At 36.1% G+C, this 24,052-nt stretch carries 21 protein-coding genes and 1 pseudogene; 18 read left to right on the top strand and 4 right to left on the bottom strand.

Annotated elements, in window-relative coordinates:
* Positions 1-182: 182 nt before the first annotated feature.
* The 6 genes from QRE67_RS09205 to QRE67_RS09235 all read left to right on the top strand — a co-directional run bounded on the left by QRE67_RS09205 (position 183) and on the right by QRE67_RS09235 (position 4,604).
* Entirely contained in the window at positions 183-635 is a 453-nt protein-coding gene (locus tag QRE67_RS09205; RefSeq protein ID WP_286124576.1) for an Rrf2 family transcriptional regulator, read from the top strand.
* A 101-nt stretch (positions 636-736) separates the two neighbouring features.
* Entirely contained in the window at positions 737-1,387 is a 651-nt protein-coding gene (locus tag QRE67_RS09210; RefSeq protein WP_286124577.1) for a DsbA family oxidoreductase, read from the top strand.
* A 92-nt stretch (positions 1,388-1,479) separates the two neighbouring features.
* Entirely contained in the window at positions 1,480-2,082 is a 603-nt protein-coding gene (locus QRE67_RS09215; protein WP_286124578.1) for a nitroreductase family protein, read from the top strand.
* 29 nt (positions 2,083-2,111) lie between these two features.
* On the top strand, positions 2,112-2,519 hold the full coding sequence (locus QRE67_RS09220; RefSeq protein ID WP_286124579.1) for a nuclear transport factor 2 family protein: 408 nt from the start codon (positions 2,112-2,114) through the stop codon (positions 2,517-2,519).
* Positions 2,520-3,096: 577 nt separating this feature from the next.
* A complete protein-coding gene (locus tag QRE67_RS09230; RefSeq protein ID WP_286124580.1) occupies positions 3,097-3,225 on the top strand; it encodes a hypothetical protein in 129 nt (42 codons plus the stop codon).
* A gap of 335 nt (positions 3,226-3,560) precedes the next feature.
* On the top strand, positions 3,561-4,604 hold the full coding sequence (locus QRE67_RS09235; protein WP_286124581.1) for an AI-2E family transporter: 1,044 nt from the start codon (positions 3,561-3,563) through the stop codon (positions 4,602-4,604).
* A gap of 97 nt (positions 4,605-4,701) precedes the next feature.
* On the opposite strand, the gene QRE67_RS09240 is transcribed toward QRE67_RS09235, so the two are convergent.
* From QRE67_RS09240 to QRE67_RS09250, 3 genes are all read right to left on the bottom strand, one after another.
* Positions 4,702-5,367, bottom strand: a complete 666-nt coding sequence (locus QRE67_RS09240) for a nitroreductase family protein (protein WP_286124582.1) — start codon at positions 5,365-5,367, stop codon at positions 4,702-4,704.
* Positions 5,368-5,420: 53 nt separating this feature from the next.
* Positions 5,421-6,269 carry a VOC family protein gene (locus QRE67_RS09245; protein WP_286125231.1) on the bottom strand — a complete coding sequence of 283 codons (849 nt, stop codon included), beginning with the start codon at positions 6,267-6,269 and terminating at the stop codon, positions 5,421-5,423.
* Between the two features lie 576 nt (positions 6,270-6,845).
* Positions 6,846-7,790 carry an L-lactate dehydrogenase gene (locus QRE67_RS09250; RefSeq protein WP_286124583.1) on the bottom strand — a complete coding sequence of 315 codons (945 nt, stop codon included), beginning with the start codon at positions 7,788-7,790 and terminating at the stop codon, positions 6,846-6,848.
* 297 nt (positions 7,791-8,087) lie between these two features.
* Here QRE67_RS09250 and QRE67_RS09255 point away from each other — a divergent pair, with 297 nt between their 5' ends.
* From QRE67_RS09255 to QRE67_RS09290, 8 genes and pseudogenes are all read left to right on the top strand, one after another.
* The gene (locus QRE67_RS09255; protein WP_286124584.1) at positions 8,088-9,530 is read left to right on the top strand and encodes a flavin monoamine oxidase family protein; all 1,443 of its coding nucleotides are present in this window, start codon (positions 8,088-8,090) and stop codon (positions 9,528-9,530) included.
* Between the two features lie 448 nt (positions 9,531-9,978).
* The gene (locus QRE67_RS09260) at positions 9,979-10,902 is read left to right on the top strand and encodes a CobW family GTP-binding protein (RefSeq protein ID WP_286124585.1); all 924 of its coding nucleotides are present in this window, start codon (positions 9,979-9,981) and stop codon (positions 10,900-10,902) included.
* Positions 10,903-11,201: 299 nt separating this feature from the next.
* A pseudogene (locus QRE67_RS09265) lies at positions 11,202-11,738 on the top strand (3-oxoacyl-[acyl-carrier-protein] synthase III C-terminal domain-containing protein); the annotation flags it as partial.
* Positions 11,739-11,976: 238 nt separating this feature from the next.
* Entirely contained in the window at positions 11,977-13,194 is a 1,218-nt protein-coding gene (locus QRE67_RS09270) for a substrate-binding domain-containing protein (RefSeq protein WP_286125232.1), read from the top strand.
* 161 nt (positions 13,195-13,355) lie between these two features.
* Positions 13,356-14,129, top strand: coding sequence for an ABC transporter ATP-binding protein (locus QRE67_RS09275; RefSeq protein ID WP_286124586.1), 774 nt, complete (start codon positions 13,356-13,358; stop codon positions 14,127-14,129).
* On the top strand, positions 14,107-14,811 hold the full coding sequence (locus tag QRE67_RS09280) for an ABC transporter ATP-binding protein (RefSeq protein WP_286124587.1): 705 nt from the start codon (positions 14,107-14,109) through the stop codon (positions 14,809-14,811). The genes QRE67_RS09275 and QRE67_RS09280 overlap by 23 nt, the downstream gene beginning before the upstream one ends.
* Before the next feature lie 23 nt (positions 14,812-14,834).
* A complete protein-coding gene (locus QRE67_RS09285) occupies positions 14,835-15,695 on the top strand; it encodes a branched-chain amino acid ABC transporter permease (protein ID WP_286124588.1) in 861 nt (286 codons plus the stop codon).
* Between the two features lie 7 nt (positions 15,696-15,702).
* Complete coding sequence (locus tag QRE67_RS09290; protein WP_286124589.1) at positions 15,703-16,704, top strand: branched-chain amino acid ABC transporter permease; 1,002 nt, start codon at positions 15,703-15,705, stop codon at positions 16,702-16,704.
* A 70-nt stretch (positions 16,705-16,774) separates the two neighbouring features.
* Here QRE67_RS09290 and QRE67_RS09295 read toward each other — a convergent pair whose 3' ends face one another.
* Positions 16,775-17,308 (bottom strand): GNAT family N-acetyltransferase, encoded by a 534-nt coding sequence (locus QRE67_RS09295; RefSeq protein WP_286124590.1) that lies wholly within the window; start codon positions 17,306-17,308, stop codon positions 16,775-16,777.
* 571 nt (positions 17,309-17,879) lie between these two features.
* Here QRE67_RS09295 and QRE67_RS09300 point away from each other — a divergent pair.
* The 4 genes from QRE67_RS09300 to cydC are packed head-to-tail and all read left to right on the top strand — an operon-like array spanning position 17,880 to position 23,749.
* The gene (locus QRE67_RS09300; protein WP_286124591.1) at positions 17,880-19,280 is read left to right on the top strand and encodes a cytochrome ubiquinol oxidase subunit I; all 1,401 of its coding nucleotides are present in this window, start codon (positions 17,880-17,882) and stop codon (positions 19,278-19,280) included.
* Entirely contained in the window at positions 19,267-20,283 is a 1,017-nt protein-coding gene (gene cydB / locus QRE67_RS09305; RefSeq protein ID WP_286124592.1) for a cytochrome d ubiquinol oxidase subunit II, read from the top strand. Before QRE67_RS09300 ends, cydB begins: the two co-directional genes overlap by 14 nt.
* On the top strand, positions 20,283-22,010 hold the full coding sequence (gene cydD / locus QRE67_RS09310; protein ID WP_286124593.1) for a thiol reductant ABC exporter subunit CydD: 1,728 nt from the start codon (positions 20,283-20,285) through the stop codon (positions 22,008-22,010). The genes cydB and cydD overlap by 1 nt, the downstream gene beginning before the upstream one ends.
* Before the next feature lie 5 nt (positions 22,011-22,015).
* Entirely contained in the window at positions 22,016-23,749 is a 1,734-nt protein-coding gene (cydC, locus tag QRE67_RS09315; RefSeq protein WP_286124594.1) for a thiol reductant ABC exporter subunit CydC, read from the top strand.
* Positions 23,750-24,052 lie beyond the last annotated feature (303 nt).

Here is a 24,052-nt window from a genome sequence, read left to right on the forward strand (position 1 = left end):
GATAAAAAGAGAAAGCGCACAGACCCAATAACATCAAAGGTTTGTGCGTTTTATTTTCTGCCCAAATTGTACGAGAAATGTAAGTTTAAATAGACAGGAGTAAAAAAGAATGTTTTTTATTAGAAAAGGTTGACTTATATTCGTGTTGTAACTATAATGATTACATCAAGGTGGTGATCGTTATGAAAATTAGTAGCCGCTTTTCTATAGCTGTGCATATTTTATCTCTCTTGAAGAATAATCCACCTTCTATGTGCACCTCGGAATTTATAGCGGAAAGTGTAAACACAAATCCGGTTGTAATTCGAAAAATCACATCATATTTAAAAAAAGCTCAATTTGTTTATGTGCGGCGTGGCACAGGTGGAGCTGGATTATTACGGAATCTAGATGAAATTACGTTGCTAGACGTATATCATGCAGTTAATGTAGTGGAAGAAGAGAAGCTATTCCATATTCATGAGCAGCCAAATCCTGCTTGTCCAATAGGAGCAAATATACAAAGTGTTTTAGAGGTTATTTTAGTTCAAGCACAAGAGGCAATGGAACAAGTGCTCAACAGTATTACAATGGAGCAATTAGTTACATCATTACAAAATAAGATAAATGCTTCAAAGCAACTATTAAGTAATTAGATGCAATTCTCTATAAAAGAGAGTGCATATTTTTTTCTCCAAGATGTAACTGTTTAAGTTACATATTGGAGGTGATAAAAAGAAAGGTAAGGTGTTATAAAATGACTGTGAAAATTAAAGTGTATTCTGATTTTATATGTCCGTTTTGTTTTTTAGGAAAAGGTCCATTAGATGAAGTCGCTCAGGAGAAAGATGTAGAAGTAGAATGGATGCCATTTGAATTACGTCCAAGTCCATATTCGAAAATTGATCCATGGAAAGAACCTGATAAATTGGGTTCATGGGATTCTTTTATTCTTCCTACCGCAAAAAAATTAGGAATTGATATGCGTTTACCACGTGTTTCTCCTCATCCATATACACATATGGCTTTTGAGGGATATCATTTTGCAAAGGATCATGGAAAAGGAAATAATTTTCACCACAGAGTGTTTACAGCATTCTTCCAAGAAGAACAAAATATTGAAGACATCGATGTACTAACGAAATTAGCAGGCGAAGTGGGGCTTTCTGAAAGTGCATTTAAGGAAGCTTTAGTGTCTCGAAAATATAAAGAAACACATCAAAAAGCTATGGAACATGCTTATGAAGAAGCTCAAATTATGGCTGTTCCAACCGTTATGATTGGAGAAGAAGTAATTCAAGGACTTGCTAGTAAGGAAATGTTAGAAAGAGTTATCGATAAAGAATTAGAAAAGGATAAAACAAATGCATTTGATGGTATGCAATGTACGACGGATGGATATTGCTAATGCTACGATTAGTGAATTACTCGTACTTGAACTATTAAATCAATTTGTTTAAATAAATTATTTTAAATAAAACATACATTGGAGGAATTAAAATGTCAGTAACTACAACAAATTTAAAAGAAGCAATGGTGAACCGTCGTTCAATCCGTAAGGTGACAAAGAATGCAAATATTACAAAAGAAAGAATAAATGAAATTGTAACAACAGCTTTACATGCACCAACATCTTTTAATATGCAAAGTGGACGTATAGTTGTATTAATGGATACAGAACATGAAAAGTTATGGGATCTTGTAAAAGAAGCACTTCGTCCCCGTGTGCCAGAAGAAAATTTCGGCGCAACAGTTGAGAGATTACAAGGTTTCCGTGATGGAGTAGGAACAATCTTATTCTTTGAAAACCAAGAAACAGTAGAGCAAATGCAAGAAAAAGCACCATTATATAAAGAGCAATTCCCATATTGGTCTCACCAAGGAAGCGCAATGTTGCAATATGCTGTATGGATGTCATTATCTGCAGAAGGAATTGGAGCATCCCTGCAGCATTACAATCCAATTATCGATGCAGAAGTAAAACAAGCGTGGGATATTCCGGGGGAATGGAGTTTAGTAGCTCAAATGCCATTTGGTGAGCCAAATGAACAACCAGGTGAAAGAACATTCTTACCTGCCCAAGATGTTGTGAAATTTTATTAAATCTTACAGGAAAGCGTAGGGAAGACTGTATGAATGAACGAACAAATTTAGAAATTATTCGCAGTACGTATGAAGGGCCATCTTCTTCAAATGCGCAACACTTAATGGATGCTCTTTCAGAACAGGTAGAATGGACAGAAGCAGCGGGTTTTCCATATGGTGGAACGTATATCGGCGTAGAAGCAGTGATGGAAAATGTATTTAGTCGTTTGGCATCCGAATGGAACGATTATAAAGCAAGCGTGCATACGTATCATGAAGTGGAAGGAAAAGATGTTATTATAGCTGAAGGTGTATACTCTGGCATATATAAACAGTCTGGAAAAGCATTTCAAGCAGATTTTGTACACGTTTGGGAATTGAGTAATGGAAAAGTTGTAAAGTTTAAACAGTATGTAGATAGTCATACTGTTCAACAAGCGATGGTATTGTCGTAGGCATAGATGTACACTCATTTTGAAAATGAAGAGGTTGTCCTTTCGCTGAGAGTAGCCTTTCTTATAAAAAGAAGCTGTTTTGAATGATTATTTCAAAACAGCTTCTTTTTTATTGGCTCTGTTAAATAGTTTTGTTAATATTCAATTCAATTGAACGAGTTCTTTGCAAAATTTCTGGCCGCCTATTCTGCAAGTATGCCTGGGTTTAAAGAAGCATCAGAAAAAAGCATAAAGAAGGATACACTTGTACTCATTGCCATTCAAATTATTCTGTACCGTTCGGTATTGTATATTCGCAACTGATGCAGCGTGTGATAGGTTAAGATTTAGTGTTTAGAAAAACGTCTTATTGAATAAACGGGGCAGTTGAATTGAAGAAAGAAAATTTCATAATGAAGTCTCTTTTTTGTTTTCTAAAATCAACAATACGCTTTAACAAAGCATTTTTAGTAAAGCAGTTATATGAATGAGTAAGGATTTTCATTTTAGGGAAGTAATACAGAAAAACATACCTTATTTTTGGGTAGCTAAAAATAAAATTTGTGGTTCCTATTAAAGATTAAAAAGGATGTGTAGTATGAACAAAGAGAAAAAGTATACAGTTGTTGGTACAGATATTGAAGAGGTGAAGCATCTTAATAAACATTCAGGTTTAACTTATAATCAAGCGAAAGAATTATTAGCGAAACGGATAAAACATAAGTAGGTATGTGTTTGTATAAAAAAAGTATGAGACTAAAGAATATTGATTTCACAAATATTTTGTTAGAAATCTATTTCAAGCCTCATGCTTTTTTATTTTGTATAAAGATAATCATAAGATGATTCAACTCAGTCGATAACTATTTTCAAAAGAAGAATAAAAAAGAGGATTCTTTCGAAGTAAAGGGAAAGATTGTCTTAATCATTTTATAAAATGTCTTAAAGTAGGCTTTATGTCAAAAGGTTAGATAAAGTGAGACGTCCATCGGTGGGATTGTACTGCCCGTTAATGCGGGATAAATGGAACATGAAGGATTTGGAAGGGGAGATGGAGTCTAAATGATGCAAATAAAAAACTTCTTTCAAAGTAAAGGATTTCAGAGGTTACTCATATTAGGGTTTTTAGCCCTTGTATTATACGGGCTAAAAAGTATGATTCATTTAATATTAATTACTTTTATTCTTATATTTTTAATGGATCGATTTCAAAAATTTATCTCTCGGAAACTTGATCGTTTTTTTTCGATTAATCGGAAAATCATTATCGCCTTTTTATACATTGTATTAGTAAGTGGGATTGTCATTACATTGTATAAATATTTACCTGTGATTATGGTTCAAATTTCACAATTAATTCATCAGTTTAATGTATTTTATAAGCATCCTCCTGATAATGAAGTGGTCAAATATGCAATTGCTACAATTGATCAGATGGAGGTATCAAAATATATTGAACAAAGTGTAGATATGATCTATCAATCGGTAGCTAATATTGGGAAAGTGAGTTTGCAAATTTTACTGTCCCTTATCTTAAGCTTATTTTTCTTATTAGAAAAAGAGCGTATTATTGCATTTACCTCTAAATTTAAAGAAAGCAAGCTTGCTGTTTTTTATCATGAGATTGCCTACTTTGGACAGAAATTTTCGCGTTCATTTGGAAAAGTGATTGAGGCACAATTTTTAATTGCGGTTGTAAATTGTATTCTTTCCGTCATTGCACTGTGGATTTTAGGATTCCCGCAGCTTCTCGTTTTAGCGGTAATGATATTCTTGCTTGGTCTTATCCCGGTTGCAGGCGTCATTATTTCACTATTTCCGCTTTGTATCATCGCTTATAATATCGGCGATATTACATATGTGGTGTATATATTAATTTTTATTACAGCTATTCATGCAATTGAAAGTTACTTTTTAAATCCAAAGTTTATGTCTGCAAAAACGAACTTACCAATTTTTTATACCTTTATGATTCTCATATTTTCGGAACACTTTTTAGGAATATGGGGACTTATTATTGGGATTCCAATCTTTATATTTTTACTTGATGTACTCGAAGTGAGAAATGAAGAGGAAGGTCGTGTAAATCAGGATATAGATCAATAATATATAATAGCCTGAGCCGAATAATATATTTCAACTCAGGCTATTATGCTGCTTATGATACAGCAGGGAACGGTTCATTTGTTTGTCTAGTTATGAATTATTTAAAGAATTTAATGCGTTCTTCTGTTGGTTTAAATTCTTTAACACCAGCTGGAGCAACTGGTTTACCAAACGGCATTTGAGCAATCAAATTCCAACTGCTTGGAATATTCCATTCTTTTTTCACTTGATCGTCGATAAGAGGGTTATAGTGTTGCAGCGTTGCGCCAAACCCTTCAAGTTCTAAAGATGTCCAAATGACAAATTGAAGCATACCAGATGATTGTTGTGACCATACCGGGAAATTATCTTTATATAGAGCAAAGTTCTCTTGTAAATATTCAATTACGCTGTTGTCTTCAAAAAATAATACTGTACCATAACCGTTTCCAAATGCCGTCATTTTTTCTTCTGTTGAACTAAATTGATCAGCAGGTACGATTTCTTTCAATGTGTTTCGCGTAATGTTCCACAATTTATCATGTTGTTCACCTAGTAACACGACTACTCGTGCACTTTGTGAATTAAAAGAAGAAGGGGTATGTTTTACAGCATGATTCACAATTTCTTGAATACGTTCGTCTGAAACGACTGTGTCTTTACTAATTCCGTAGATAGAACGTCTATCTGCTATAGCAGAATAGAAATCTTTTTTTGTATCTTCTGCACGATTTACTTCTTCTTGACTAGCTGAACTTCCGAATAATTTATTTAAAAAACTCATTTTATGCACCACCAAATTTTATTTTTTTCATTTTTTCTATTTATATAATTTCTTTAAATCCATAATTGAATATGATTACCTGAAGGATCCTTTGTCAAAATGACCCCATCTTTTGTTGTTACGGATGCGCCGATTTCTTGAAGGCGCTTTACAGCTTTGTTTCGTGTTTCTTCATCCGGGAATAAGAGTGAAAAATGTTTTAATCCAACACTGTTTGCCGAAGGTGCAGGTGCACCAACACCATTCCATGTATTTAAGCCAATGTGGTGATGGTATTTTCCTGATGAGATAAACAGTGCTTGATGATCATATCTGTTCACAACATCAAATCCAAGGCCAGCACAATAAAACTCTTCTGTTTTGTCTAAATCTGAAACATGTAAATGGATATGTCCCATTACCGTACTACTTGGGAGACCTTTCCAAGTTTCTCCGTTTGCTTCTGATAAAATGTCATCCGCGATAGGTTCAGTTGTCATTGCTACTTGTCCGTGATTCCATTCCCACGTTTCATCGGGACGGTCTACATAAATTTCAATTCCATTTCCATCAGGATCCGCTAAATAAACTGCTTCACTTACAAGGTGATCGGAAGCTCCTTGTAATGGGTAATTCGCTTGGATGAGATGATTTAATACCTTTGCTAAATCAGAGCGCTGTGGTAATAAAATTGCAAAATGGTATAAGCCAGTTGTACGTGGTTGCTTAGGTAATATATCTTTTGGTTGTTCAATTGTTAAAAGAGGCGTTTTTCCATCTGCTGTTAGCGCAGCTTTTGTTTCTGATTGCTCGAGTAATTGGAATCCTAATGTTTCTTTGTAAAATGCAAGAGAGCGTTCTAAATCTGCAATTAATATGTGAACGTGACTTACGAAAGTATAAGGATGACGTTGGAATTTCATCATTGTTCCTCCTTTGATGATTACAATGTTAGTGATGTAACAATAATTAGTGTGAATCAATAATCAAAATTTATCATGTGAAACATTAAATGTTATTTAATTACTTTATGTAAGTTAGTATAGAATTGTATTTAAATTATGTCAAGTACATTACTAAAAATAATTTCAAAACTTGTAAGAACACAAAAAACGAATTGAATGATGCGACAGAATCTATGAAGAATGATGATGTGTGAGTGATTTCTTTCTGAGGATATATATGATAGGAGGAGGTGAATTTTTAGTGAAATGAAAAAAGAAGCAGCTGAGCCGCTCCTTTTTATAACTTTATCTCGCATTAACGTGCAGTAATACCCCCACCTCAAAGTTCTGAAAGAAGCAAAGAAGTTAAGTGAGGGATAAATGGCTCGTAAAAGCCCGATTGGTCAGGGCTAATAATCAGAAAGCGATGAAGAAAACCGCCACTGATAAAATTTTCACTTTATATTTTACATAAACAACGTCATAAAAAATGCCTTCTGAAAATAAGAAGGCATAATAAATTAGAAATCCTATGGAAGAGAAACGAAGTTCACTTTAAAGTATTGGTGACATTGTTTCTTTTAGTACTTGTACAGAGTGATCGAATTTCAATTCTTCTTCTTCACTTAATTCAACTTCTAAAATTTCACGAACTCCTTGACGATTAATGACCGAAGGAACACCGATATAAACATCATTTTGCCCGTACTGTCCTTCAAGATAAGCAGATACTGTTAATACACTGTTCTCATTATTTAAAATGGCTTTTGTTATACGTAAAAGTGACATGCCAATTCCGTAGTACGTCGCACCTTTACGCTCGATAATGTGATAGGCAGCGTCGCGTACCTTAATAAAGATGGCATCTAAATCGGTTTGATTATGCTGATTGTCTTTTTCAAGAAGGGTTTGTAGCTTTTGAATCCCAATTGATACATGACTCCATACTGGAAGCTCCGTATCACCATGTTCACCAATAATATAAGCGTGAATATTATGAGGGCCTATATTAAAATATTCCCCTAACATATAGCGGAAACGAGCAGAGTCTAAAGTTGTACCAGAACCAATCACACGCTCTTTTGGTAATCCAGATTCTTTCCAAGTTACATACGTTAAAATGTCAACTGGGTTAGTCGCAATTAAGAAGATACCATCAAATCCAGTTTCCATAACGCTCTGAACGATTTGTTTAAAGATTTTAGTGTTTTTTTCAACTAAGTCTAAACGGGTTTCGCCTGGCTTTTGTGGTAATCCTGCAGTAATCACAACAAGGTCTGCATCTTTGCAATCTTCATAGCTACCTTTCCATACTTTTGTTGGCGCTGGTGCAAAGGGAACTGCATGACTTAAGTCCATTGCTTCTCCTTCTGCTTTTGCTTCGTTTACATCAACAAGAACAAATTCTTCTACGACACCTTGGTTAATCATACAGTATGCATAACTACAACCGACAGCTCCTGTTCCAATTAAAACTACACGATCGATACCTTTTTTCATTTTAAAAGTCCTCACTATTTCATTTATTTTCGTCTCATGCTTACTTAGATCGTATCTTCACAATATCTTTTACACGTACTTTAGTTCTTTCAAGTTCAATGCGTCAGATTCTATATGTAAGAAAAACATAGCATATCCCAAAATAGTTTATTCCACTTTAAAAAAGATATTCAATTGTTTCAAAAACACCTCTAATGTACACTCTTGAACGGAAAGAATCACACATAGGCATCTTTTTTCTTGAATATAATGCAATGAAGTCCTTTTAAAGAGGAGTAAATAAGGATGCCTCATAACATGAATGAACAATTAACAACGGAACAAATGCTTCACATCATTAAAAGTGGCCTTCATAAGTCACAAGTTCCTAAACATATTATTATTGTTGGTGCAGGATTAGCAGGGCTAGTTAGCGCATCTTTATTAAAAAATGCTGGGCATAAAGTTACGATTCTTGAAGCGAACAATAGAGTAGGGGGGAGGGTGTATACACTACGATCTCCTTTTAGTAATGGCTTATATTTTAATGCAGGACCAATGCGTATTCCTGATGTACACGCTTTAACTTTAGCGTATATTCATAAGTTTCATTTGCCTACAAACATTTTTATTAATCGAACTCCTATGGATATCATTTACGCAAATGGTATTAGAACACGCCTCAACATATTTGAACAAGACCCAGGTGTTTTAAAATATCCAGTGAGGCCGAATGAAAGAGGGAAAACGGCTGAAGATTTAATGATTTTAGTATTGCAACCAATCCTTGATTTCATTAAGAAAGATCCAGATAGAAATTGGCCGATTGTAGAAAAACAATATAAAAAATATTCATTAGGTTTCTTCTTAAGCTCTTATTTTTCAGATGGTGCAATCGATATGATTGGTGTACTTCTTGATATGGAAGCGTATATGGGGATGTCTTTAATTGAAGTACTGCGAGAAATGATATTCTTTACATCAACAACGAAGTTTTATGAGATAACAGGCGGGATGGATGCATTACCTCAATCATTTTTACCTCAGTTAAAAGAAGATATACGCTTCTATCACAAAATGACAAAGATTATACAGCATCATAATGGTGTTACCATTCAGTCTAATCATGAGCAAACTTCAGAACAACTTATGGTGACAGGTAATCTTGCCATTATAACAATTCCTTTTTCTACATTACGTTTTGTAGAAATTGAACCATACGCTTCTTTTTCTTATTATAAAAGAAGGGCGATTCGTGAACTTAACTATATGGCTTCAACAAAAATTGCGATTGAATTTAAAAGCAGGTTTTGGGAAAAGGCGAGCCAATACGGTGGTAAATGTATAACTGATCTGCCAATTCGATTTACGTATTACCCGAGTTATGGTATCCATACATCAGGGGCGGCTGTAGTATTGGTAAGTTATACGTGGGCAGATGAAGCGTTAACGTGGGGCAGCCTGTCTAATGAAGATCGTATTCGCTATGCTTTAAAAAATTTAGCGGAGATATATGGACAGCAAGTTTATGCTGAATATGTATCAGGCGCATCTTATAGCTGGAGTCAAAACCCTTATTCCTGCGGGGCATTTACAGCTTTTGAGCCAGGACAAGAATTGGAATTACATCCTTATATCCCGACACCTGAGGGAAGGGTGCATTTTGCAGGTGAGCATACGACACTTACTCATGGCTGGATGCAGGGGGCGATTGAATCTGGAATCCGTGTTGCATATGAAGTTAATAATTTGCCAAAATGATAAATACCTAATCAGAAAAAAGATGTTGATGTAACTGAAAGCGTCAGACTTAGTCAATTATAAATCAGACGCTTTCATAATTTTTGAAAGTAAACATAACAATGCTTAATGGTATACATTTTGAAGAGAGATTCACTTCTTTCTAATACGTTTTTCATATATGATTGAAAAAGATGCTCGTGTTTTGTTTACAAATAAAGTTTGTTTTAATAAAATAGTGAATATAAATCGTAATAATTACGCTTTATGATAAAGGTGTGAAAGAGCATCCGGTCATGCATAGAAGCGGTCAGATCCTTTTCCTGCCCAGACATAGTGAAAACAAAGAGAGAAAACGAGTGCAGGTCACCTTTTGTTATCCATAATCGCGGATTATATGTCGAAAAATCAAAATGGATTTATATAGTTCAAATCTTAATTAGAAACGAAGAAATGGATGGTTGGTAATATGAACAAAGTAGAAATTCATATATTAGGTGGATTTTTAGGTAGTGGGAAATCGACGTTACTTCAAAATCTTTTGATTGCGGAAAAGCAAAAAAATCGAAAAGTTGCTGTATTAATGAATGAAATAGGTGAATATTCGGTAGATACAGATATTGTAGGAAGAGAAAATATATTGAGAGAACTTTTGAAAGGCTGTATTTGCTGCACAATGAAAGATGAGTTAGAAATTCAGCTACATTCCTTGTATCAGGAAGAAAGACCAGACGTTATTTATATCGAAACGACTGGAGTTGCTCATCCAATAGAAGTACTAGATGCTTGCCTTTCACCTATGTTAGCTCCTTATATTGAAGTAAAGTCAATTATCGTCGTATTAGATGCAATAAGATGGAAGAATCGCGAAACTTTAAGCAAAAGCATACAACAACTTCTGAACGAACAAATCAAATATGGAAGTCATATTCTTATCAATAAAGTAGACTTGCTAACAGAAAAAGAGAAGAAGCATATTTTAGATGAAGTAGCATTGATAAATGCAAATGCGAAATTGTATGAAACACAGTATTGTAATATATCTTTAGATGATTTAGAAGAAGCAAAACCAGAACGAAACGAAGAATATGAAAAATTACATGTAAAACAGCATTTACATATTCAAACAATGACGTATCAATTTACAAAATCAATTGAGCAGGACAAACTGTACGAGTGGCTCTCAAATTTACCTCAGGCAATTTATCGTGTAAAAGGGTTTGTAAAATTTCATGGCGATAAATACCCAAACTTATTGCAATATTCATTTGGTGTTCCATTGTTATTGGAACAGGACTTTGGTTTTCCTACGAACCTTGTGATTATTGGAGAAGATTTAGATAAAAAGCAATTGACGGAAGAGCTAAAGAGTTTGGAAAATACATCAATTTGAGTAGCATTAGATTAAACTATATAAATACAAATTAAAAAACCGACATAAAACTCTTCTTTTTAGGTGGGAGAGAGCATCTGGCCGTGCGTAGAAGCGGTCAGATCCTTTTTCTGCCCAGACATAGTGAAAACAAAGAGAGAAAACGAGTGCAGGTGACCTTTTGCTATCCATAGCCGGGGCTTATATGTCGAAAAATCAAAATGGATTTATATATAGGGAAATTAAATCGATATTTGAATATTTCCAACAGACCTGCCTCAAGTTCTGAGTCAGGTCTGTTTTTTGAAGGGAAATCTAGTCTTTTTGCTACTCTAGATGGTGGTACAGCAGCATTAGTGAAACGAGGAACGACGGCAAGTGAAATTTTGGAAAGTGCAATTATAACAGATGGTTCATTCCATGAAGATGTTCGAATTCCAGCGGGTGGTTCTAAACAATGTTCCAGTTATGAGTCAGCTGAAAAGCGTCAGCATTATATTGATGTTATTGATCCAGTAAGTATGAAAGAACGGCTTGATCCTGTTTCAATCCCAAATTTTGAAACGGTCATTCGTCAAGCTTTACAAAAATGTGGATTAACTCCTGAAGATATTACGGTTCTACTGCCGCTACATACGAAGCGTTCTATGCTAAAGGAGTTGTTACAATCATTGCAGTTGTCAGAAGATAAGGTTGTATATTTAGACCATTATGGACACATGTCAGCACTGGACCCGTGTATTGGTCTTCATTTTGCAAGTGAACAAGGTAAATTGCAATATGGAGATATTGCAGTATTAGTTAGCGCTGGTACAGGATATACTTGGGCAGCAACTGTTATTAGGTGGAAAGGGTGAAGGGTGTGAATTATATGTGTTTGGAGCATGTGAATGTAATCAATACTTCGAACAAGTGTATGAATATTTACAAATAAGATGGAAGGTATTTGGAAAAACGCGGCGAATGTAAAGGTACTTCAGGAAATTTCATTTCATAGTAACAATTGATGTTGATAAAAGGGGAATGTCATTATTACGGATGGTTTGCTTCAGTGTATTCAATTCTATAAGAAAGTAAATTATAGGGGGAATCATGATGTTAGCGAAAAAACGTAAGTGGCTAAAAATGGTGTTCACAGGATGTATACTTGGTTCACTGTTAGTAACAGCTGGGTGCTCTGGAAAAAAAGCAAGTACAGGTGATGAGGAAACGATTAAGGTTGGTGTTCTTGCTTCGTTAACAGGACCGCTTGAATCGTACGGAAAACAAACAGTAAACGGATTTGAGCTTGGGCTAGATTATGCAACTGGTGGGACAGGGAAAGTGGAAGGGAAAAAGATTAAGTTTGTTGTAGAAGATACGGAAACAAAAGCGGATGTAGCGGTTAAGAAGGCTACGAAACTTTTAGAAGAAGAGAAGGTTGATTTTTTAGTTGGATCATCAAGTTCAAGTGATACGCTAGCAGTTTTACCGTTGGCTGAAGAATACGAAAAAATAATGGTCGTTGAACCAGCGGTAGCGGATAGTATCACAGGTAAGAACTGGAATAAATATATTTTTAGAACAGGAAGAAATTCATCTCAAGATGCAATTGCTGGTGCTGCATCGATTGCTAAGAAAGACGTGAAAATTGCTACGTTTGCTCCAGATAATGCCTTCGGACGTGAAGGGATTGCAGCATTTAAAGCAGGAGCAAGGAAGTTAGGTGCCAATATTGTAAATGAGCAATATGCTGATACTAATTCCACTGATTTCACAGCAAATATACAAAATATTATTAGCTCAAAACCAGATTACTTGTTTATTGTTTGGGCTGGTTCGAATTCACCATGGAAACAATTAAAAGACATGAATGTGGAACAGCAAGGTATTAAAATTTCAACTGGTGCACCTGACATCCCAGCATTAAAAACGATGGATGCGTTAGTTGGAATGCAAGGATTTTCAGTGTACTATCATACGCTTCCGAAAAATAAAGTAAATGATTGGTTAGTGGAAGAGCATAAAAAACGTTTTAACGGCACTGTTCCAGATTTATTTACAGCTGGAGGCATGTCAGCGGCTATTTCAATCGTGGAAGCCTTAAAGAAAACGAAAGGCGATATAGATGTTGATACGCTTATTAAAGAGATGGAAGGTATGGAATTTGAAACACCAAAAGGAACAATGAAATTCCGTGCGAAAGATCATCAAGCTTTGCAAACACTCTATTCGATTACATTAAAAAAACAAGATGGTGTTGATTACCCAGTACCGGTTTTAGAGCGAGAATTAAAAATGAAAGAAACGGAGCCACCGATCCAAAATAAATAATCAGAATAATTAAAAATCAATCGCGCATTGCCTTCTCTAATTACCTAGTTTTAATGGGGAGATAGAGTGTGATTGATGAGAGATTTCCAGCTGTGATAGAAGAAAAAACATGGCTGGAATCTTTACTTTATACAAAAAATACTTTGTGAGGAGGGCGTAGTGTGGAAAAATTGCTAGAGACTCGCGACCTTTGTGTCTCGTTTGGAGAACATCATGTCATTAGAGGCGTGAATTTGACGATACAAAAAGGAAAGCTTATTTCCATTATTGGACCGAACGGGGCAGGAAAGACAACTTTATTTAATTTGTTAAGTGGTCAGCTTTCTCCGACAAAAGGAGAGATTTATTTTAAGGAACGTGACATTACAAAGTTATCGATTCCAGATCGAACGCGCCTTGGCATCGGACGTTCTTTTCAGCTTACGAATATTTTTCCAGAATTAACTGTTCTTGAAAATGTTCGGCTTGGTGTGCAGTCGTATGCGAAAGATTATTATAGTTTTTTCCCGAAGCCGTCTCAGTATAAGCGGCAACAGGAAGAAGCGCGGCATTTACTTGAGGTTGTACTACTGAATGATAAAGAAGAAGTTTTGGCGAAAGACTTAGCTCATGGAGAAAAGCGAAAATTAGAACTTGCCATGCTTTTAGCGCTTAAAACAGACGTATTATTGCTTGATGAACCGACGGCTGGTATTTCTATTGAGGAGGTTCCTGCTATTCTACAAGTAATTGAAAATATAAAGAATAATAGTGAAAATACGATTGTGTTAATTGAACACAAAATGGATATGGTTCTTCATTTGTCTGATCATCTCGTTGTATTATTTCATGGGGAATTATTAGCAGAAGGTCTGCCAGAGGAGATTATGAAGGATCAGCGTGTGCAAACTGCTTATTTAGGGGGATTATACAGTGACACTATTAAAAGTGGATAATATAGAAACGTATTTAGATCAGTTTCATATTTTGCAAGGTGTTTCCTTCGGTGTCAAAGAAGGGACCATTACAGTCTTATTTGGTAGAAACGGAGCGGGAAAAACAACGACACTTCGTTCAATTATGGGTTTTCATACGATTTCTAAGGGAGAGGTTTACTATGGTGGCGAGAAAGTAAACGGGTTATCTACACATACGATTTCGCGAAAAGGTATGGGATATGTGCCAGAAAATCAAGGGATATTTCATGATTTAACGGTTGAAGAAACGCTTGCTCTTGCTCAAACGAAAAAAAATATTGAGACAGATGAAAAAGTGGACTGGATGCTTGAGCTCTTTCCGGACTTAAAAAGATATTGGCATAAAAAAAGTGGATTATTAAGTGGCGGACAAAAACAAATGTTGGCTATTGCACGGGCGTATATTAACAGTGAAGGTCTACTGCTTATTGATGAGCCGAGTAAAGGATTGTCTCCGATTATGATTGAAAAGCTGATGGTATCCATTTTAAAAATGAAAGAGAAAACAACTGTTTTGCTTGTTGAACAAAACTTTATGATGGCAAGTCAAATTGGTGATTATTTTTACATTATGGATAATGGGAAAATTGTGCATAGCGGCCTGATGAATGAATTGAAGGAAGATAAAGAAACATGTCATAAATATTTAGGGATTTCTTAATCTTAATACGGGGGGCATGGAACGTGGATGTGCTGGTCAACTTATTTGTAAATGGTGTTTCGACAGGAATGCTGATTTTCTTATTAGCATCTGGACTTACGCTGATTTTTGGTTTAATGAGTGTCCTCAACTTTGCTCATGGCGGATTGTTTGCATGGGGAGCTTTTACAGGTGTATGGCTATTTAATGTAACTGGTAATTATATAATTGCATTACTTGGTGCCATCGTAATGGGAATGTTTCTTGGGTTGATATTAGAAAGATTTCTTATTCGGCCTGTTTATGGGAATCACGTTCGGCAGCTACTTGTTACACTTGGTGGTATGCTCGTGCTCAGTGAATGTATCAAAGTATTTTGGGGACCAAATCCGATTGGAGCTAAATTGCCTTCTTGGTTACAAGGAAGCTTTACATTTGATGGAATTATATTAATTAAGTACCGCTTATTCGTTATTTTAATTGGTTTATTGATTTACACTGGACTTGTGTTATTACTTCGTAAAACGAAAATTGGGCTTATGATTCGTGCTGGCGTTATGGATAAAGAGATGGTTCAAGCACTTGGGATTAATGTGAAAGCTATTTTTTCTTTCGTGTTTTTATTAGGAGCTGGAATGGCTGCGTTAGGTGGCTTTCTTCTCGCTCCATATTCGGGTGTTATTTTTGCAGAAATGGGAATGCAATATGCAATTTTGGCTTTTATTGTTGTAATCATTGGTGGGTTAGGGAGTGTACAAGGCTCTGCTCTCGCATCTTTAATTGTTGGATTGGCAGGAGCTTTTACAGCATATTATGTTCCCGATTTATCGCTTGCTATAAATATGTTGATGTTGTTATTCGTCTTATTAGTCAAACCAACAGGACTAATTGGTGAAAAGGGGTGAGATTGTTATGACCACATTTTCTAATTGGGGTAGATTATATTTTGGAATCGCAATGCTTTCCTGTTTGATGATATTTCCTTTTGTAAATGATTCACGGAGCATGCTTATTTTGTTCACACAAATTTTCATCTTTGCCATTTTCGCTATGAGCTTTGATATTCTCCTAGGGTATACAGGAATTGTGTCGTTTGGACATTGTATGTTTTTTGGAATAGGGGCGTACTGTGTCGCGCTCTTGTTCGATCGTCAAGAGGCAACGGTAGCGAGCTTTTTAATTGGAGTTACGATAGCAGTCATTTTATCGGCGATCATTAGTTATATTATCGGCATGCTTTCCTTACGATTGAAAAGCCATTTTTATGCGATGCTGACACTTGCTATTTCCCAGTTATTCTTTGTACTTGCTGAAAAATGGCGTACTGTAACACACGGGGGAGACGGTTTTACATTCCGTGTACCTGATATGTTTCGAGATCGTTTCACATTCTATTATATTACGCTAATAAGCCTAGTCGTTATTTTTCTATTACTACGATTGTTTACGAAATCTTCCATTGGAAAAGTACTAAAAGCTGTTTCGCAAAATGAACAACGTGTGGAGGCACTTGGCTATAAGATTCTTCACTATAAAGTCATTGCAAGTGTTGTAGCTGGAATTGTGGCAGCACTTAGCGGCGGATTATTTGTTGTCACACTCCGCTTTGTGAATACGACCGTTTTCTCGATTGAAATGACTCTAAATGCTTTATTGATGACGACGATTGGTGGTATTGGTACATTAGTAGGAGCGGTAGTAGGGGCCGGAATCATTGAATCTTTTAAGTATTATTTATCAGAGCTTGCTGCGCAGTATCCAATCTTTGAACGATGGACAATCTTCCTTGGTTTATTGTATATCATCGTCTTATTAGGTTTTCCAACAGGATTGCTAGGAACAGTTAGGAAATTGACGAGCTGGAGGAGGCATAAGAAAAAAGAGAAGAGTGAACAGATCGAGCATAGTGCTTAATGCATTGGAAAACGGGACCCTCCGATTGGAGAGTCCGTTTTTTGTTTAAGGTCAGTACAAAAGTTTCTTTTTAAAATATTAAACTCATTATTAGTGTGCTATAAAAAACACCATTGATATAAGTATCTTCTTTCAATAAGCCTTCTTCTTCAAATCCAACCTTCTTATATAACTCGATTGCTCTCGTATTATCCTCTCTTGTAACAAGAGTTATTTTTTTAATAGTTCCGTTTGCTTGTGCCCACTCGATAAGTTCATTCATTAGTATGCTACCTAAACCGAACCCACAATGTTTTTCTTCTATAACAATTCCTAAAGTTCCAACATGTTTCGTTCTGGCCTTTCCATTAGAAGTAATGGATGCGATACTTACGATTTCATCATCAATTGTTGCTAGCAAGATAATTGAATGACTTTCTGCTCTAGTAGATGCCAGGAAGTTTTCATAATCCGTTACCCCCATGCTAAACTCATTTTCCCCAAATGAAAGAAAATCCGTTTCTCCACCTACAATATTATAAAAATCTATCATACGCTTGGCATCTTCTTTTGAAGCCTCTCGTATGAAAACTTCTTTCCCGTTTCTCAAACTTATTTTTTTCATGTATTTCAGCTTCTTTCAAATTAGTCTTGTTCATCATAACAGTTAAAAAAACTTTATGGCTATCATTTTTTGAATTTAAAAAAATAATTTGTTCTTGACAGAATATCAATCAATTTCTTGTTTGAAAACATGAACATTTTATATTGATAAAGTCAAGTATTTTATAGGGAATCATGATTTTTTTCTAAGAAGAGATAGCTTTCATGTTTGAAAATCGTATTTTTATAATATAAAATTTCTTTTTCAAAAAAATAACAAAAGACATATTTTCGACAAAATCCTGTCAAGAATACGTCAAAAATTCATTGAATTTATTATGCAAGTATATTATACAATTCGATTAACGAGTAAAACACTATGGAAATAGGGGAAAATTAAATCGAATGAATAGAGCTTACTTCTTGTTACTGTTAGCTTAAATGACTGAAAATTTTTATTTTCAAACAATACATACGCGAATTAATCATTTCATATTTCCTGATGATTGAGTTTTTGTTGATTAACATAAAGCATACGGATGGCTCAATCTATTTTTAATACATATAAAAAATGAAAAGGAAGTGATTTTAACATGGATACGCTCGAATTGGCACGAATTCAATTCGCATCAACAACGATTTTTCATTATTTTTTCGTTCCGTTGTCTATCGGTCTAGTTTTTATCATTGCGTTAATGCAAACGATGTATGTGGTAAAAGGACAAGAAATTTATAAGAAGATGACGAAATTTTGGGCTCATATATTTCTTGTTAACTTTGCGGTTGGAGTTGTAACTGGTATTTTACAAGAATTCCAGTTTGGAATGAACTGGTCAACCTATTCACGTTTTGTCGGTGATGTATTTGGACCATCACTTGCAATTGAAGGGCTTCTTGCCTTTTTCATGGAATCTACATTCCTTGGTCTTTGGGTATTTGGTTGGGATAAACTGCCGAAACGGATTCACCTTTTATCCATTTGGCTTGTGTCACTTGGAACGATTTTATCCGCGTTTTGGATTTTAACAGCGAATGCGTTTATGCATGCACCAGTTGGATATGAGATGGCTGATGGACGTGCACAGATGAATGATTTCTGGGCAATTATTCAAAACCCACAATTGTGGGTACAATTCCCGCATACGATTACGGCAGCAATGGCAACAGGAGCTTACTTCATTGCTGGTGTAAGTGCATGGAAAATTACTAAAAGACAAGAGACAGAGATGTTTAAAAAGTCTTTCCGCATCTCAATTATCGTTGGAACAATTGCAACAGCTCTTGTGCTGTTCTTTGGGCATGCTCAAGCGCAACATTTAATTAAATCACAGCCAATGAAGATGGCAGCAGCTGAAGCTTTATGGAATACAAGTGCAGATCCGGCACCATTTACAGCTGTAGCAAAAATTAATCCAGAAACAAAGTCTAACTCATTCGAAATTCAAATTCCTTATATGTTAAGTTTGTTATCCTATGATAAATTTAGCGGTCAAGTGGAAGGGATGAATCAGCTTCAAAAAGAATATGAAGCAAAATATGGTCCTGGAGATTATATTCCACCGGTACGTACAATGTTTTGGAGTTTCCGAGCGATGGTAGCAAGCGGTACATTTATGCTACTTCTAGGCGCGTACGGTTGGTTTTTATCAAGAAAAGATCGTTTAACAGAAAAACCATTGTATTTAAAGTTGATGGTATATGCAATTGCTCTTCCGTTTATCGGTAATACGGTTGGATGGATTATGACAGAAATGGGGCGCCAGCCTTGGGTTGTATTTGGAGTAATGAAAACAGAAGATGCGGTATCACCAAATGTTACAGCAAATGAAGTGTTATTCTCTCTTGTTTCATTTACGACGATGTATGCCATTTTAGGTGGAATCTGCATTTACTTATTTGTTCGTTTAATTCGCGAACATGCTAATAAGAAAGCGCAAACGGATCATCATAGTCATGATCCGTTCGATAAGGAGGAAGAATATGTTGTCTCTTAATGAGTTGTGGTTTCTTATCATCTCTACGTTATTTATTGGTTTTTTCGTGCTCGAAGGGTTTGATTTTGGGGTAGGAACAGTCGCTAAGTTTTTAGGAAGAAATGATTTAGAACGACGTATATATATTAATACAATCGGTCCATTTTGGGATGCAAATGAAGTATGGCTTGTAACCGCTGGTGGTACGATGTTTGCGGCGTTTCCACATTGGTATGCAACGCTGTTCAGTGGGTTTTATATCCCGTTTGTGTTTATGCTGCTCGCTTTAATTTTACGAGGGGTTGCGTTTGAATTCCGAGGAAAAGTGGATAATGTAAAGTGGAAGAATATGTGGGATTGGGCGATTCTTATCGGTAGTTTTGTGCCACCACTTCTTTGGGGAATTGCCATTACAAACTTTATGGTGGGCGTTCCAATCAATGAAAATAAAGATGTAGTAGGTGGCTTCGTACAACTGCTTCATCCATTTGCTTTACTTGGAGGTTTAATGTTCGTTCTCTTATGCGTAGTTCATGGTTTGCAGTTTATTACGCTGCGAACAACTGGAGAGCTACAAGAACGTGCGCGAATTGTTTCTAAAAAAATGGCACCCGTTACATTACTTGCTCTTCTTGCTTTTGTAGGTGTAGGGGTGTGGAAAACAGATATTTTTATCGCTCATGGAACAGGCTGGATTGCACTTCCATTAGGTGCATTCGTAGCGCTATTTGTATCTAGTATATTGAATAGAAAGAGACGCGATGGCTGGGCATTTTTTATGACAAGCTTAACAATTATTTTGCTTAGTGCAAGTGTCTTTATTGGTATGTTCCCACGTGTCATGATTAGTACACTTGGGGCAGCGAATGATTTAACAATTTATAATGCGGCATCAGGACCATATTCACTTAAGTTAATGAGTTACCTTTCACTTACGATTTTACCGTTTGTGTTAGGCAATCAAATATGGAGCTACTACGTGTTTAGAAAACGTATTAAGCCTCAGGATCATTTGGAGTACTAATGAAACGAAAAAGAGGACTTCCATCGTATCCTGGTAGCCGTTTTTTATATGTAATACTCAGTTTCATTAGTATTTTTGAAGCTTTGAGTATAATTGCACAAGCAGTATTTTTATCGCGTACCATTACATTTTTGTTTCAAGGAAACCCCGTGCAAACCGTTTACAAGGAAATACTATTCTTTGCGATTGCTTTTTTTGTAAGACGTATACTTATACATGTATCACAATTTCTAGTAGAACGTTTTTCAGAAAGAACAGGACTAGCACTGCGCAAACAATTAATACAAGCGTATTTCAAACTAGGACCAAGATTTATACAAAAGAACGGAACTGGTCGTCTGGTGACCTTATCGATTGAGGGGATAGAACAGCTGAAAACATATATTGAGTTGACAATTCCTCGGATGATTCGAAGCTGTATTGTCCCAGCGATCCTTGTTGTATATGTTTTCACGCTAGATGTTACTTCAGCTGTGATTTTAGTTGTAACAATACCGATTGTTATTGTGTTTATGATTCTTCTTGGTTTAGCAGCGCAAAAAATGGCCGATAAGCAATATGACACCTACCGTGTGTTATCTAATCATTTCATTGACACGCTAAAAGGTTTGGAAACATTAAAGTACTTAGGGAAGAGCAGGCAGCATGAGGAGAAAATCGAGAAGGTTAGTAAGAGATACAGAGAAGCAACGATTCGCACATTGCGAGTTGCTTTTCTTTCTTCTTTTGCACTCGATTTCTTTACGAGTTTATCCATTGCCTTTGTTGCGGTAGGACTTGGTATCCGTTTAATAGATGGTTCCATCATTCTGTTACCAGCGCTTACAATTCTTGTTTTAGCTCCAGAATATTTCCTGCCGATTCGTCAAGTTGGAGCAAATTACCATGCGACATTGGATGGTCAAATTGCGATGGAGCAAATTGAAGATATAATCGAGCAGCAAAAGAACATGGCAGTTCCGAGGGCTGATTCTCAGATTGTCTGGGACTCTTTTAGTAGTATGGCATTAAACAATATAACTGTCTCTAATGAAGAATCGGAAAAAACATTGTTACAGGATATTCATTTTTCATGGAAAGGTAATGGGACTATTGGCATTATTGGTGAAAGCGGGGCAGGAAAATCGACATTCATCGATGTACTTGCCGGATTTCTTCAGCCAGACCATGGTAGCATTGTTATTAATGGCACTGAAACGAAATCGTTCACACGTGAAGATTGGCTGCAAAATATTGCTTATATTCCGCAAACTCCATATGTTTTCCCGCTGTCTCTAGGGGACAATATTCGTTTCTATGAACCGAGTGCTACAGATGAAGAAGTGGAGAGAGTAATAGACGAAGTAGATCTTCGTTCACTTGCTGAATCCCTTCCGGAAGGGATTCATGAAAGAATTGGAGAAGGAGGGCGCATGCTTAGCGGAGGACAAGAGCAACGTGTCGCAATGGCACGTGCACTCCTCAGTAAAAAACCCATTATTCTATTGGATGAACCGACGGCTCATCTTGATATTGAGACAGAATTTGAGATCAAAAAAGAGATGCTTCGTTTATTTCAAGGGAAGCTTGTATTCCTTGCAACGCACCGTCTCCATTGGATGAAACAAATGGATCATATTCTTGTTCTAGAAAAAGGAAAGCTTGTAGAACAAGGAACGTATGAAGAGCTCCGAAAAAAACAAGGGACATACCAGAATTTAGTTGGCAATCATGTGGAAGGGAGGTAATACAAATGAAAAATTGGGTTCAACCTTATATAGGACAAAATAAAGGTCGCATGCTCCTGACCATCGCTCTTGGTGTTCTTGGAGTAGGTTCAGGTGCGATGCTCCTATTTATTTCAGGTTACTTAATTTCAAAATCTTCTCTCCAACCTGTCAATATTATGGTGGTGTATGTACCTATTGTAGCAACGCGAGCATTTAGCATTGGACAAGCAGTGTTTCATTATATAGAACGATTGGTTGGTCATGACGTAGTCTTACGAATATTAGAAAAGATGCGGACAAAATTATATCGCGCTATAGAACCACAAGCGTTGTTTTTACGATCACACTATCAAACAGGAGATTTACTAGGCGTATTAGCTGAGGATATTGAACATCTACAAAACTTGTATTTACGAACAGTATTTCCTAGTATACTTGCTCTCGCGATTTATAGTGTATTTATTGGTGTTCTTGGTGTGTTCGATTGGCTCTTTGCACTTATGATGGGGCTCATGCTAGCTGTCATCGTTTTTCTGATTCCATTTGTATCGTTAATGATGACAAAGCATCACCATGTTTCTTTAAAACAAGGGCGAAGTCGTTTATATCAAAAATTAACAGATGCTGTATTTGGTCTAGCGGATTGGCAAGCAAGTGGTCGAACAACTGAATTTGTAAAAGGTTATTCAGAGGAAGACTTGGAGCTGTTAAGAGTTGAAAAGAAAATGAAGCGTTGGCAACATATACGTGATGGGCTCATTCATTTTACTGTAGGAATCGTTGTAATTTCTATGATTATATGGACAGGGGATCAAGCGCAATCAGAACAAATTGCACCAACGGTCATTGCAGCTTTTATATTAATGACATTATCAGTCACAAATGCATTAATACCTGTTTCAGATGCAATTGAGAGAATTCCATCCTATAGAGATTCATTAGTACGAATTACGAATGTGGAAGATGCTCCCGCTTCATCGTTTGAAGGAAAACATTCTTCTAAAGTGGAAAATATATCTTTACAAACGCAGCAACCAGTAGTCGTTCAATTAGAGGATGTATCGTATCGCTATCCAGAAAGTAAAGAATCCGTACTGAAAAATCTTTCTCTCACAATTCCAGCAGGAAAAAAGGTTGCTATTTTAGGGAAAAGCGGAACTGGAAAATCGACGATGTTAAAGCTACTTACTGGGGCTTTGCATCCAACAAATGGCCGAGTTTTAATTGCGGGAAATGAAGCTCATACTGATTTTTTAGCACAGTATGTTTCGGTACTAAATCAAAAACCACATTTGTTTGATACCACGATAGGAAATAATATACGAATTGGTAGATCGGATGCAGATGATAAGGAAATATGGGATGTAATTGAGCGAGCACAAATTTCTTCATTGATTGCTTCACTTCCAGACGGACTAAATACGAAAATGCATGAAATGGGGAAGCGGTTTTCTGGCGGGGAGCGACAACGAATTGCCTTTGCTCAAACGCTCTTGCAAGAAACACCCGTTATTGTACTGGATGAACCGACAATTGGTCTCGATCCTAAAACGGAATATGCGTTACTAGAAACGATGCTTACTGCTGCGAAAGATAAAACGGTTATTTGGGTAACCCATCATCTTGTGGGGATTGAACATATGGATGAAATTATTTTTCTTGAGAATGGTCAAATTACGATGCAAGGGAATCATGAACAGCTTCTTCAGACAAATAAGAAGTATTATAAGCTTTATCAAATGGACAAAGGAATATAGGGCATAATCTCAATTGATTCTGATGTGAACGCATCTTATTAGAATCTTAGAAGAGAAATCTTTTAATAATATGTTTTGTTTACGTTTGAGTAGCTTCATCTTATGGTGAAGCTACTTTTTTTATCCTGCTATTCGTGGGCAGTAATACCCCAACCTCAAGGTTCAGAAAAAAGCAAAGAAGTTAGGTGGGGATAAACTGCCCGTAAAAGCTCGATTGGTGAGAGCTAATGGTGAGTGGGGGATGAAGAACCCCCCACTAATTAAAGTTTCACTCTATGGTTGTGAATATGGCTATTTTTAGAG

This window comes from Bacillus sp. DX3.1 (assembly GCF_030292155.1).
Lineage (GTDB): Bacteria > Bacillota > Bacilli > Bacillales > Bacillaceae_G > Bacillus_A.